Source organism: Micromonospora sp. WMMD967 (genome assembly GCF_029626165.1).
Classification (GTDB): domain Bacteria; phylum Actinomycetota; class Actinomycetes; order Mycobacteriales; family Micromonosporaceae; genus Micromonospora; species Micromonospora taraxaci.
The window spans coordinates 4,268,884-4,283,263 of sequence record NZ_JARUBK010000001.1 but is presented as its reverse complement, the minus strand read 5'-3'; the positions used below and the strand labels follow the sequence as shown (position 1 = coordinate 4,283,263).

General features: G+C 73.7%; 1 protein-coding gene. It reads right to left on the bottom strand.

Annotation, left to right across the window (positions count from 1 at the left end):
- Nucleotides 1-29: 29 nt before the first annotated feature.
- Entirely contained in the window at nt 30-14,372 is a 14,343-nt protein-coding gene (locus O7631_RS19295; protein WP_278145490.1) for a type I polyketide synthase, read from the bottom strand.
- Nucleotides 14,373-14,380 lie beyond the last annotated feature (8 nt).

Below are 14,380 nucleotides of genomic sequence, written 5' to 3'. Positions count from 1 at the left end.
TCACCTGTCCGAGAGAGGGTGCGAGCCGGTCAGGACGCGCCGAGCCGGCGGTCGATGAACGCGAACAGCTCGTCGTCGCTGGCTTCGTCGAGCGTTTCGGTGACCGGCGCGGACGCCCCGGTCACCTCGGCCCACTGGCCGGTGAGTGCCTTCAGCCGGGCCGCGACGCCGTCCCGCACGGCCAGTTCGGCGACCTCGTCCGGCAGCAGGGCGGTGAACGCCTGCTCCAGCCGGGCCAGTTCGTCGAGCAGTCGCGGGGTGCGGGCCGGGGCGAGCGTGCTCAGCAGGTGGTCGGCGAGAGCGCGCGGCGTCGGGTAGTCGAAGGTGAGCGTCGCCGGCAGGCTGAGCCCGGTGGCGGCGTTGAGGCCGTTGCGCAGTTCGACAGCCGCGAGGGAGGTGAACCCGAGGCCGGTGAACTCCAGGTCCGGGTCGACGGTGTGCGCTCCCCCGTCGCCGATCGTGGCCGCCACCTGGGTGAGGACGACGGTCAGCACGGCCTCGCTCCGGGCGGCCGGGTCGGTCGAGGCGATCTGCTCGGCGAGCGTACGGTCGGGTCCGCGTCGGGTGGTGCGGCGCTTCGGCGCCTCCCGCAGCAGGCCGCGTAGCACCGCCGGCACACTGGCCGGGGTGGCGGTCGGGTCGAGGCGCAGCGGCACCAGGGCCGGCTCGGCGGCGCCGAGGCTCAGGTCGAACGCGGTCAGGGCCTGCGCCTCGGTCATCGGCAGGACGCCGGTGCGGGCCATCCGGGCCAGGTCGGCCTCGGTGAGGGTGGCGGCCATGCCGGCGGCCCACGGCCCCCAGGCCAGCGAGGTGCCAGGCAGGCCGGCCCTTCTGCGGTACGCGGCGAGCGCGTCGAGGAACGCGTTGGCTGCCGCGTAGTTGCCCTGCCCCGGTCCGCCGACGACGCCGGCCGCCGAGGAGAACAGCACGAACGCTGTCAACTGCCGGTCCCGGGTCAGCTCGTGCAGGTGCCAGGCGGCCTCGGCCTTGGGGCGCAGGACGGTGGCGACGCGGTCCTCGGTCAACGCGGTGACCACTCCGTCGTCGAGCATCCCGGCGAGGTGGACGACAGCGCTCAGGTTGGTGAGACCGTCGAGCACCTCGGCCAGCGCGGTGCGGTCGGCGGCGTCGCAGGCGACCACTGTCGCGGTGGCTCCGGCGGCGGTGAGGTCTCGGACCAGGGTGTCGGCGCCCGGGGCGTCCGGGCCCTGCCGGCTGAGCAGCACCAGGTCGGTGACGCCGTGCCGGGTGACCAGGTGGCGGGCGACGGCAGGGCCGAGTCCACCGAGGCCGCCGGTGACCAGCACGGTCCCGGTGCCCAGTCCGGCGGTCTCGGCGCTGTTCGTCGCGTACGCCGTGAGGACGGGGGTGAAGACATTGTCCACGCCGATGGCGATCTGGGACTGCTCGGCTGCCGCAGCTGCCCGGATCTCCGCCTCGCCGGTGCCGGGCTCGGCGTCGACGAGCGTGAACCGGCCGGGGTGCTCCGACTGGGCGGCACGGACGAGACCCCAGACGGCGGCTCCGGAGAGGTGGGTGATGTCGCCATAGGCGGCTCCGGCGGTGACCACTGTGAGGCGGGTGTCGGAGTCCACAGCCGACTGGAGGGCGGCGAGCGTGCGGGCGGTCGAGGTACGCGTGGCGGCCACGGGGTCGGTGCCGTCCGCCGTAATCCGCAGGATGACGGTCTCGGGGTCACCGGTGGCGGGTAGGTCGACCGCCCTCCAGTCGAGGCGGTGCAGCACCGACGGCGGCGCGTACGCCCGCAGCCGCAGGGCGGCCACGGAGACGACCGGGTCGCCGACGGCGTCGGCCAGCGTGACCTGGACGGCGTCGCCGACGCGAAGGCGGACCTGGGCGGCGGTGACGCCGGGCTGGTGGACGGTGACGCCGGACCACGCGAACGGCACCGTGGCAGCGCCGTCGCCGGTCTGGTCGTCGAGGCCGAGAGCGTGCAGGGCGGCGTCGAGCAGGGCCGGGTGGATGCCGTAGCCGTCGACGCCCACGTCGTCGGGGAGCACGACGTCGGCGTGCACTGTGCCGTCGGTGTCGCGCCAGGCGGTCCGGACGCCCTGGAACGCCGGCCCGTAGTCGAGGCCGCGTCGGAGCAGCTCGTCGTAGAGCCCGTCCACGTCCAGCGGTGCCGCGGCGGCCGTGCGGCCCACCGGGACCACTGGCGTCTCGTCGGGGGGTGCGAGGGTGCCGGTGGCGTGGGCGGTCCAGGTCGTACCGTCGGTGCTGGCGTGGATGGTGACCGGCCGGCGGCCGTCGTCGGTGGCCGGGCCGACCCGCACCTGGATCTGGGCACCTCCGTCGTCGATGACGAGCGGGGCGGCGAGGACCAGGTCGTCCAGCCGGTCACCGGCGCCGGCCGCGAGGGCGGCCTCCACGAGCGCGGTGCCGGGGACCAGGAGGGCGCCGTCGACCCGGTGGTCGGCGAGCCACGGCACTGTCGCGACCGACCAGTGGCCGGTGAGGACGCGTTCCCCGCTCGCCTCGGCGAGGGTGATCGCGGTGTCGAAGAGCGGGTGGCCGGTGCGGTCACGGGGCCCGGCGGCCGGGCCGGTCGGCCAGTAGCGGCGGTGCTGGAAGGCGTAGGTGGGCAGGTCGACCAGCCGTCCGCCCCTGTGGCACGGTGCCCACTCGACGGCGACGCCGCGCACGTAGGCCTGCGCGAGGGCGGTCAGCAGCGTGGTCGGCTGGTCCCGGTCAGAGCGTTGCACTGGTACGAACACCGCGTCGCTGACGCAGTCCGCCCCCATCGCGGACAGCACACCGTCGGGGCCGATCTCCACGAACGTGCTGACACCCAGGGCTTCCAGTGCGGTGATGCCGTCAGCGAAGCGCACCGCCTCACGGACGTGCCGCACCCAGTACGCCGCGTCCTGCGCCGACGCGACCTGCCCGGTCAGGTTGGACACGATCGGGATACGCGGCGTGCCGTAGGTCAGGGATGCCGCGACCGAGGCGAACTCGGCCAGCATCGGCTCCATCAACACCGAGTGGAACGCGTGACTGACCCGCAGCCGCTTGGACTTGAAACTCGCAGCCACGGCCGCCACCTCGTCAGCGGCACCAGACAGCACCACCGAGCGGGGGCCGTTGATCGCCGCGATGCTCACCCCGTCGGTCAGCAGCGGCAGCACCTCCGCCTCGGTGGCCCGCACCGCGACCATCACCCCACCGGCCGGCAACGCCTGCATCAGGCGACCCCGGGCGGTGACCAGAGTCGCCGCGTCGGCCAGGGACAGCACCCCCGCGACGTGCGCGGCGGCGATCTCCCCGATCGAGTGCCCGACCAGGTAATCCGGCCTGACACCGAACGACTCCACCAGACGGAACAACGCGACCTCGACGGCGAACAACGCCGACTGCGTGTACACCGTCTGATCCAGGTCATCGCCGCCGCCGATGACGTCGCGGATCGGCCGGTCCAGGTGCGGGTCCAGTTCGGCGCAGACCGCGTCGAACGCCTCCGCGTACACCGGGAAGGTTTCGCGGAGGTCCAGGCCCATGCCCGGGCGCTGGGATCCCTGTCCGGAGAAGACGAAGGCGAGCTTGCCGTCGACCACGTCGCCGGTCACCAGGCCGGCATCGGTGCGGCCCTCGGCGAGCGCTTCGAGGGCGTCCGGGCCGAACACCACGGCCCGGTGCGGGAACGCGCCGCGCGTGCTGAGGGTGTGCCCGACGTCGGCGGGGTCCAGCGCGGGGTGGGTCTTCAGGTGGGTCAGCAGCCGGGTGCCCTGGTCGCGGAGACCGTCGGTGGTGGTCGCGGTGAGCGGCCAGACCGCCGGCCCGCTGACCGGGTGTCGGGGCACGGGTGTCGGTTCGGGGGCGGCTTCCAGGATGACGTGGGCGTTGGTGCCGGAGACGCCGAACGAGGACACGGCGGCGCGACGCGGGCGGCCCGACACTGTCCACTGCCGTTCCTCGGTGAGCAGCGAGACCGCTCCGGCCGACCAGTCGATGTGCGGGGACGGGTCCTCTGCGTGCAGGGTGCGGGGCAGGACGCCGTGCCGCATCGCCTGGATCATCTTGATGATGCCGGCGACACCGGCGGCGGCCTGGGTGTGGCCCATGTTCGACTTGATCGAGCCGAGCCACAGTGGTTGGTCGTCCGGGCGGTCCTGGCCGTAGGTGGCGAGCAGCGCCTGCGCCTCGATCGGGTCACCGAGCACCGTGCCGGTGCCGTGCGCCTCGACGGTGTCGACGTCGGCGGTGCTCAGGCCGGCGCTGGCCAGCGCGGCGCGGATGACCCGCTGCTGCGCGGGGCCGTTGGGGGCGGTCAGGCCGTTGGACGCGCCGTCGGAGTTGACGGCGCTGCCCCGAATCACGGCGAGGATCGGGTGGCCGTTGCGGTGGGCGTCGGAGAGGCGTTCGACGACGAGCATGCCGACGCCCTCGGACCAACCGGTGCCGTCCGCCCCTGCACCGAAGGACTTGCAGCGGCCGTCGGCGGAGAGCCCTCGCTGACGGGAGAATTCGATGAAGGTGCCCGGGGTGGCCATCACCGTGACGCCACCGGCGAGCGCCATGCTGCATTCGCCGCTGCGGATCGCCTGGACCGCGAAGTGCAGCGCCACCAGTGACGACGAGCAGGCGGTGTCCACGGTGACCGCCGGTCCTTCCAGCCCGAAGGTGTACGCGATCCGGCCGGAGATGACGCTGCCCGCGTTGCCGATGCCGAGCAGGCCTTCGACGGCGTCGCCGTCGGGGTCCAGGCGGGACACGTAGTCGTGGTACATGACGCCGGCGAAGACACCGGTGCGGCTGCCGCGTACGGTCGCCGGGTCGATGCCGGCCCGTTCGAAGGCCTCCCACGAGGTTTCCAGCAGCAGCCGCTGTTGTGGGTCGGTGGCGAGTGCCTCGCGCGGGCCGAGCCCGAAGAACGGGGCGTCGAAGTCGGCGGCGTCGGCGAGGAACCCGCCGAAGCGGGTGTACGAGGTCCCGGGGTGATCCGGGTCGGCGTGGTAGAGGCGGTCGACGTCCCAGCCCCGGTCGGCGGGGAAGTCGCCGATCGCGTCGCCGCCGGTCTCGACGAGTCGCCACAGGTCCTCGGGTGAGCTGATCCCGCCGGGGTAGCGGCAGGCCATGCCGACGATGGCGATCGGCTCGTCGGCCGGCCCCGATGCGGTGACCTTCACGAGAGGCTCGTCGGCGCCGATCAGCGTCTCGTGCAGGTGGGCGGCGAGGGCGGCCGGGGTCGGGTGGTCGAAGACGAGGGTGGCCGGCAGTCGCAGGCCGGTCGCGGCGTTCAGGCCGTTACGGAGTTCGACGGCGGCGAGCGAGTCGAACCCGGTCTCCTGGAACGCCTTGCCGGGGGCGACCGCCTGCCCCGAGCCGTGGCCCAGCACGCTCGCGACGTGGGTGCGGACCAGGTCGAGGAGGGCTTCCCGTTGGTCGGCCGGACGCAGTGCCGCGAGTCGCTGGACCAGGGAGGCGTCGCCGGTGGCGGCCCGCGCGGTGCCTCGTCGCGTAGCTCGGATGAGGTTGCGCAGCAGCGGGTGGACGGTGGCCGGCGCGTGACGGCCGGAGGTGAGCCGCAGGGGGACGACGGTGGTGCGGTGGCCGGCCGCGTCGAAGAGGCCGAGCCCGTCCTCGGGCGTGATCAGGGCGAGGCCGCCCCGGCTGAGTCGCTGGACCGCGTCCGGGTCCAGGTCGGCGGCCATCCCGGCGGCCCAGGGCCCCCAGGCGAGCGACGAGGCCGGCAGGCCGGCCTGGTGGCGGAGGTCGGCGAGGGCGTCGAGGAAGGCGTTGGCTGCCGCGTAGTTGGCCTGGCCGGGGCTGCCGAGCAGACCGGCGGCCGAGGAGAACGTCACGAAGGCGGTCACCGGGTGCCCGGCGGTGAGTTCGTGCAGGTGCCAGGCGGCGTCGACCTTCGGGCGGAGCACCGCGGCGAGGCGTTCCGGGGTGAGCGCGGTGACCACACCGTCGTCAATCACCCCGGCGATGTGCAGGACCCCGGTCAGGCTGCCGACACCGTCGATGGCGGCGGCGAGAGAGTCGCGGTCGGCCAGGTCGCAGGCCAGGACGGTGCTTGTCGCCCCGAGTGCGGCGAGTTCCGCGGTCAGGTCGGCGGCCTCCGGGGCGTCCGGGCCACGGCGGCTGAGAAGCAGCAGGTCGGTGACGCCGTACCGGGTGACCAGGTGTCGGGTGAGCAGTCGGCCGAGGGTGCCGAACGCGCCGGTGACCAGTACCGTGCCGGTGCCGAAGTCGTGACCGTCGGCGGGTGCGGTGACCCGGGCCAGGCGGGGTGCGCGCAGCATGCCGTCGCGGACGGCGATCTGCTCCTCGCCGGTGGCGAGGACAGCGCCCAGGTGGTCGTCGCCGTCGGTGTCGACGAGCAGGAACCGGCCGGGGTTCTCGGTCTGGGCGCTGCGGACCAGACCCCAGACGGCCGCGCCGGCCAGATCGGTGACCGTGTCGTCGGGGCCGCTGGTGACCGCGCCGCTGGTGACGACAGCGAGTCGGACGTCCCGTTCGACGGCGTCGCGTAGCGCGGTCAGGACGGCGGTCGTGGTGGCATGGGTGGCGGTGACCGGGTCGCCGGCGGCGGCGGCGGGCACGCGCAGCACCTCGATTCCCGTGCGGTCGGAGGTGCCGGGTGCCTCAACCGGAATCCAGTCGAGTCGGTGCAGGCCGTCGGTGCTGGCGGTGCGCTCGGCGTACCGGCGCAGCACCAGCGAGTCGGCGGTCAGCAGGGTCCGCCCGAGGGTGTCGGTGAGGTGGACGCTGACGGCGTCGGTGCCGGCGTCGGCCAGCCGCACCCGGGCGGTCACCGCGCCGGAGGTCCGCAGTGTGACGCCGGACCAGGCGAACGGCACCCGGGCCTGACCGTCGTCGTCGCCCAGGACGCCGAGGCCGAGTGGGTGCAGGGCGGTGTCCAGCAACGCCGGGTGGACGCCGTACCTGCTGCCGTCCACTGTGGTGGGCAGCTCCACCTCGGCGTGGACGGCACCGTCGGCGTCGAGCCAGGCCTGGCGCAGCCCGCGGAACGCGGGCCCGTAGTCGAGACCTCGACGGCGCAGGGCGTCGTAGAGACCGGTGGTGTCGATCGCCTCGGATCCGGCGGGTGGCCAGGCTTCCGGCGTGGCCTCGTCGAGGGTTTCGGCGGTGCTGAGGGTGCCGGTGGCGTGGGTGGTCCACCGGCTGCCGTCGGGGCTGGCGTGGACGGTGACGGTGCGGCGGCCGGTGCCGTCGTCGGCGCCGGTGCGGACCTGGACCTCGATCCGTTGCTCGCCGAGGACCAGCGGGGCGGCCAGGACGAGGTCGTCGACGCGGTCACAACCGACCTCGACGCCGGCGGCGAGGGCGAGTTCGAGCAGCGCGGTGCCGGGGACGACGACGTCACCGGCGACCTGGTGGTCGGTGAGCCACGGCAGGGCGGTCCGCGACCAGCGGCCGGTGAAGATCCGTTCGTCGCTGTCGCCGGCGAGGGTGAGCATGCCGCCGAGCAGCGGGTGGTCGACGGCGTCGCCGTTGCCGGTCACCGTGGCGGCGGGCCAGTAGCGCTGGTGTTGGAAGGCGTAGGTGGGCAGGTCGATCAGCCGCCCGCCGGTCAGGCAGGGCGTCCAGTCGACGGCGACACCGCGCACGAAGGCCTGCGCCAGGGCGGCCAGCAGCGTGGTCGGCTGGTCGCGGTCAGATCGTTGCACTGGTACGAACACCGCGTCGGCGACGCAGTCCGCCCCCATGGCCGACAACACCCCGTCGGGGCCGATCTCCACGAACGTGCTGACACCGAGACCTTCCAGGGTGGTGATGCCGTCGGCGAAGCGCACCGCTTCGCGGACGTGCCGCACCCAGTACGACGCGTCCTGTGTCTCGGCGATCTGCCCGGTCACGTTCGACACGATCGGTATGCGCGGCGTGCCGTAGGTCAGGGTTGCCGCGACCTGGGCGAACTCGGCCAGCATCGGTTCCATCAACACGGAATGGAACGCGTGACTGACCCGCAACTGCTTCGACTTTCCGAAGTGGGCCGCCACCTGCGCGACCTCGTCAGCCACACCGGACAGCACGACCGAGCGAGGGCCGTTGATCGCCGCGATGCTCACCCCGCTGGTCAACAGCGGCAGCACCTCGGCCTCGGTGGCCCGTACCGCGACCATGACACCGCCGGCCGGGAGGGCCTGCATGAGACGGCCTCGGGCGGTGACCAGTTTCGCCGCGTCGGCCAGGGACAGCACCCCGGCGACGTGCGCGGCGGCGATCTCACCGATCGAATGCCCGACCAGGTAATCCGGCCTGACAGCGAACGACTCGACAAGGCGGAACAACGCGACCTCGACGGCGAACAACGCCGACTGGGTGTAGACGGTCTGGTCCAGGTCGGTGCCGTCAGCGATGACCTCGCGGATCGGCCGGTCCAGATGCCGGTCCAGTTCAGCGCAGACCGCGTCGAACGCCTCGGCATAACGCGGGAACGTGTCGTAGAGGGCCAATCCCATGCCGGGTCGCTGCGAACCCTGGCCGGAGAACACGAAGGCGAGCGTGCCGTCGACCACGTCCCCGGTCACCAGACCGACATCGGTGCGGCCCTCGGCGAGCGCTTCGAGGGCGTCCGGGCCGAACACCACGGCCCGGTGCGGGAAGCTGCCGCGTCGGGTGAGGGAGTGGCCCAGGTCGACCGGGTCCGCGTCGCGGTACGGCAGCAGCCGCGTGGCCTGGGCGCTCAACGCGCCCGGCTCGGCGGCGCCCAGCGTCCACGGCACCGGCAGGGCAGCCGGCGTCGGCGGCGCGGCCTGGGGTTCCGGCGTCGGAGGCGCTTCCAGGATGGCGTGGGCATTGGTGCCGCTGATACCGAAGGAGGACACGGCGGCGCGGGCCGGACGGTCCACGTCGGGCCACGGCTGCGGCGCGGTGAGCAGCGACACCGCCCCGGAGGCCCAGTCGACGTGCGGGGTGGGTTCGTCCACGTGCAGCGTGCGGGGCAGCACCCGGTGCCGCATCGCCATGACCATCTTGATGATCCCGGCGACACCGGCCGCCGCGACGGTGTGCCCGATGTTCGACTTGACCGAGCCGAGCCAGAGCGGTCGCCCGGTCGGGCGGTCCTGCCCGTACGCGGTGAGCAGCGCCTGCGCCTCGATCGGGTCACCGAGCCGGGTGCCGGTGCCGTGTGCCTCGACCGCGTCCACGTCGGTCGGGCCAAGGCCGGCGTCGGCCAGTGCCGCCCGGATGACCCGCTGCTGGGCGGGGCCGTTGGGGGCGGTCAGGCCGTTCGACGCGCCGTCGGAGTTGACTGCCGTGCCGCGCACCACGGCGAGCACCCGGTGGCCGTTGCGGACGGCGTCGGAGAGACGCTCGACCAGGAGGATGCCCGCGCCCTCGGACCAGCCGGTGCCGTCCGCTCCCGCCGCGAACGACTTGCAGCGGCCGTCCGCGGACAGGCCCCGCTGGCGGGAGAACTCCACGAACGCGTCCGGGCTGGCCATCACCGTGACGCCACCGGCCAGCGCGAGGGAGCACTCGCCGGACCGTAGCGAGCGGACGGCCAGGTGCAACGCCACCAGCGACGACGAGCAGGCGGTGTCCACGGTGACCGCCGGGCCCTCCCAGCCGAGGGTGTACGCGATCCGCCCGGAGGTGACACTTGCCGCCGTGCCGGTGAGTCGGTACCCCTCGACCCCGTCGGCGATCTGGTCACCGGTGCCGTAGCCGGAGAAGGACGCCCCGACGAAGACACCCGCGGGTTCGCCGCGCAGGCCGGCGGGGTCGATGCCGGCCCGCTCGACCGCCTCCCACGCGGTCTCCATCAGCAGTCGCTGCTGCGGGTCCATGGCCAGCGCCTCGCGCGGTGAGATGCCGAAGAACGCCGCGTCGAAACCGGCGACGTCGGCGACGAACCCACCAGCACGGGTGTAGGAGGCGCCGGGCTGGTCCGGGTCGGGGTCGTAGAGGGCGTCCAGGTCCCAGCCACGGTCGGCGGGGAACCCGGCGATCGCGTCGGCGCCGGACTCGACGAGACGCCACAGGTCCTCGGGTGAGCCGACGTCGCCCGGGTAACGGCAGGCCATCCCGATGATGGCGATCGGCTCGTCGGGGCTGCCGGCCGACGGTGCGACGGTGTGCGCCGTGCGATCCGCCCCGGACAGCAGGGTGTCCAGCTCGGCGGCGAGGACGGCGGCGTACGGGTAGTCGAAGGCGACGGTGGTCGGCAGGCGCAGGCCGGTGGCGGCGGCGAGGCGGCTGCGCAGCTCCACGGCGGTCAGCGAGTCGAAGCCGAGTTCCCGGAAGGGGCGGTCGGCCGGGACGGCGTCGGCGGAGTCGTGTCCGAGGACGGCGGCGGCCTCGCCGCGTACCAGGTTCAGTAGGTACGCGCGGCGCTCCTCGACGGTACGGCCGGCCAGCAGGTCGGTGGCCGGGCCGGTGGACTGCGGCTGCTCCTCGACGTCGGCGAAGAGCGGGCTGAGCAGAGGGCTGGTGCGTCGTACCGTGAAGGCGGGTCCGAAGCGTGACCAGTCCACGTCGGCGACCACCACTGTGGTGTCGCCGGCGGACACGGCGTGGGTCAGCGCGACGATGGCGCGGGCAGGGTTCATCGCGGTGACGCCGCGCCGGGCGAGCTGGGCGGAGACGTCGGCGTCGGCCATGCCGCCGCCGGCCCACGGGCCCCAGGCGATGGCGGTGGCGGGGCGGCCCTGGGCGGCCCGGCGGGCGGCGAGGGCGTCGAGGTACGCGTTCGCGGCGGCGTATCCGCCCTGGTCCCCGCTGCCCCACACGCCAGCGATGGACGAGAAGAGCACGAAGGCGTCGAGGTCGTCGCCGAGGAGTTCGTCGAGGTGCCGGGCGCCGAGCACCTTCGCGGCGCCGAGTTCGCCGATCTCGGTCGGGTCCAGCTCGGCCAGTGAGGTCAGGTGGGCGACGCCGGCGGTGTGCACCACCGAGCGGACCGGGGTGCCGTCCGCGCGGAGCGTCGCGACGAGGGCGGCGAGGGCGTCGCGGTCGGTGACGTCGCAGACGACGGCGGTGAGGTGGCAGCCGGTCCCGGCCAGGTCCGCGGTCAGGGCGTCCAGGCCGGGGGCGTCCGCGCCCCGGCGGCTGACCAGGACGACCCGCTCCGCGCCGTTGTGCGCGGCCCAGCGGGCGACGTGGGCGCCGAGCGCGCCGGTGCCGCCGGTGACCAGGACGGTCCCGGTCGGCTGCCAGGGTTCGGTGGCCGGGGCGGGCGCACTGTCGATGCGCCGGGCGTGCAGGCCGTCGGCACGGATGGCGACCTGGTCTTCTCCGGTGCTCCCGGCCACAACGGTGACGAGCTGGTCGGTGACGTCGCCGGCCAGGTCGACGAGGCCGCCCCAGGTGTCCGGGTGTTCGAGGGCGGCCACCCGGCCGAGACCCCAGATCGCGGCCTGGGTGGGGTCGGGTGCGATGTCGTCGGTGCCCGTGGTGACGGCCGCTGTGGTGACGGTCCAGATCGGCGCGGTGATCCCGGCGGTGGTCGCCGCCTGGATCAGGGCGAGCAGGTCGGCTGTGGCGTCGAGGTCGCCGGTACGCGAGGGCACGTGGAGGATGCCGGTCACCTCGTCGGTGAGCTGCCCGGCGTCGCCGATCTCCGGGGTGGCCCCGTGTCGGGTCAGCAGGTCGTGCAGCTGCCGGGCGGTCGGGTCTGCCGGGTCGGCGACGATGCGCCACGTCCCGGCGAGGGTGCCGGCGGGTGGGGCGTCGACGGGCTGCCAGGTCTCCCGGTACCGCCACTGGTCGGGTGTGCCGCTCGTGGGTTTCGGCAGGTCCGGCCAGTAGTAGCGGCGTTGGAAGGCGTAGGTGGGCAGGTCGATCGTGCGGGCGTGTGGGTGGCACGGCGTCCAGTCGACGGCGACGCCGCGCACGTAGGCCTGCGCGAGGGCGGTCAGCAGCGTGGTCGGTTGGTCCCGGTCGGAGCGTTGCACTGGTACGAACACCGCGTCGCTGACGCAGTCCGCCCCCATCGCGGACAAAACACCGTCGGGGCCGATCTCGATGAACGTGCTGACACCGAGGGCTTCCAGTGTGGTGATGCCGTCAGCGAAGCGGACCGCCTCGCGGACGTGCCGCACCCAGTAGCCGGCGTCCTGCGCCTCGGCGACCTGCCCGGTCACGTTCGACACGATCGGAATGCGCGGCGTCTCGTAGGTCAGCGTTGCCGCTACCGACGCGAATTCGGCCAGCATCGGCTCCATCAACACCGAGTGGAACGCGTGACTGACCCGCAACCGCTTGGACTTCTCGAAGTGCGCCGCCACCGCCGTGACCTCGTCGGCGGCACCGGACAGCACGATCGACCGGGGGCCGTTGATCGCCGCGACGGACACCCCGTCGGTCAGCAGCGGCAGCACCTCCGCCTCGGTGGCCCGTACCGCGACCATCACCCCACCGGCCGGCAACGCCTGCATCAACCGGCCTCGGGCGGTGACAAGCGTCGCCGCATCCGGCAGGGACAACACCCCGGCGACATGCGCGGCGGCGATCTCACCGATCGAGTGCCCGACGAGGTAGTCCGGCGTGACACCGAACGACTCGACAAGCCGGAACAACGCGACCTCGACGGCGAACAACGCCGACTGGGTGTAGACGGTCTGGTCCAGGTCGGCTCCGTCGGCGATGACGTCGCGGATCGGCCGGTCCAGGTGCGGGTCCAACTCGGCGCAGGCCGCGTCGAACGCCTCCGCGTACACCGGGAAGGCCTCGGCCAGGGCCAGGCCCATGCCCGGGCGTTGCGAGCCCTGGCCGGAGAACACGAACGCGAGGGGGCCACGGGTGACGGTGCCTCGCACCACGCCGGCCGCGCCGCGGCCCTCGGCGAGCGCCGTCAGCGCGGCGAGCCGTTCCGCCGGGTCGGTGCTGGTGATCGCGGCGCGGTGTCGCAGGCCGGCGCGGGTGGTGGCCAGCGAGTGCGCGACGTCGCCGGGGTCGTCGTCACTGTCGGTGAGGTGGCGGGCGAGGCGGGCCGCCTGGGCGTGCAGGGCGGCGTCGTCGTGACCGGAGAGCAGCAGCGGCGCCGGGACGGTGACCGGATCACGGCCCGCCTCCTCGTCGCCGGCCGGGGCCTGCTCGACGATGACGTGGGCGTTGGTGCCGGAGACGCCGAAGGCGGAGACTCCCGCTCGCGCCGGTTGGTCGCCGGACGGCCAGGGGCGGGCCTCGGTGAGCAGCTCCACCGCACCGGCCGACCAGTCGACGTGCGGGGTGGGTGCGTCGACGTGCAGGGTCTGCGGGAGGGTGCGGTGGCGCATCGCCATGACCATCTTGATGATCCCGGCGACACCGGCGGCGGCCTGGGTGTGGCCGATGTTCGACTTGATCGAGCCGAGCCAGAGCGGGTCGCGCTCCCCTCGGTCACGGCCGTACGTGGCGAGCAGCGCCTGCGCCTCGATCGGGTCGCCGAGGACGGTGCCGGTGCCGTGCGCCTCCACCACGTCCACGTCGGCGCCGGTGAGCCCCGCGTTGTCCAGGGCGGCCCGGATGACCCGCTGCTGCGACGGCCCGTTCGGTGCGGTCAGGCCGTTGGACGCGCCGTCCTGGTTGACGGCGGTGCCCCTGATCACGGCGAGCACCTGGTGGCCGTTGCGGCGGGCGTCCGAGAGACGTTCCACCAGCAGCAGGCCGACGCCCTCACCCCAGCCGGTGCCGTCGGCGGCCGAGGCGAAGGACTTGCAGCGGCCGTCCGCCGCGAGGCCGCCCTGCCGTTCGAACTCCTCGAACGCGCCGGTGGTGCACATGACCGTCGCACCGCCGGCCAGCGCCATCGTGCACTCGCCCTGCCGTAGCGACTGGACCGCCAGGTGCAGCGCGACCAGCGACGACGAGCAGGCGGTGTCGACGGTGATGGCCGGGCCTTCGAGTCCGAAGAAGTACGACAGGCGGCCGGAGACCACTGCTGCCGCGTTCCCGGTCAACAGGTGACCCTCGTCGGCGATCGGCGTCCGCATCAGCACCGACGCGTAGTCCTGGGTGTTGGAGCCGACGAAGACGCCGACCTGGCGGCCCCGCAGCGACAGCGGGTCGACGCCGCCGCGCTCCAGGGCCTCCCAGGCGGTCTCCATGAGGAGCCGTTGCTGTGGGTCCATGGCGACGGCCTCGCGCGGCGAGATCCCGAACAACGCCGCGTCGAACTCACCGGCCGCGTCGAGGAACCCCGCCGGGCGGGCGTACGAGGCGGCCGGGTCCCAGCCACGGTCGTCCGGGAAGCCCGACAGGGCGCCGGCACCGTCGGCGACGAGTCGCCACAGGGCCTCGGGCGAGTCGACGCCGCCGGGATACCGGCAGGCCATACCGACGACAGCGATGGGTTCCCGCTGCGCCTCGGTGAGCCGGCGGTGCTGGTGGCGCAGACGCTCGTTCTCCTTCAGGGAGGAGCGCAGTGCCTCGACGAGCTTGTCGCTGGAGGTGGCCATCATGAGCT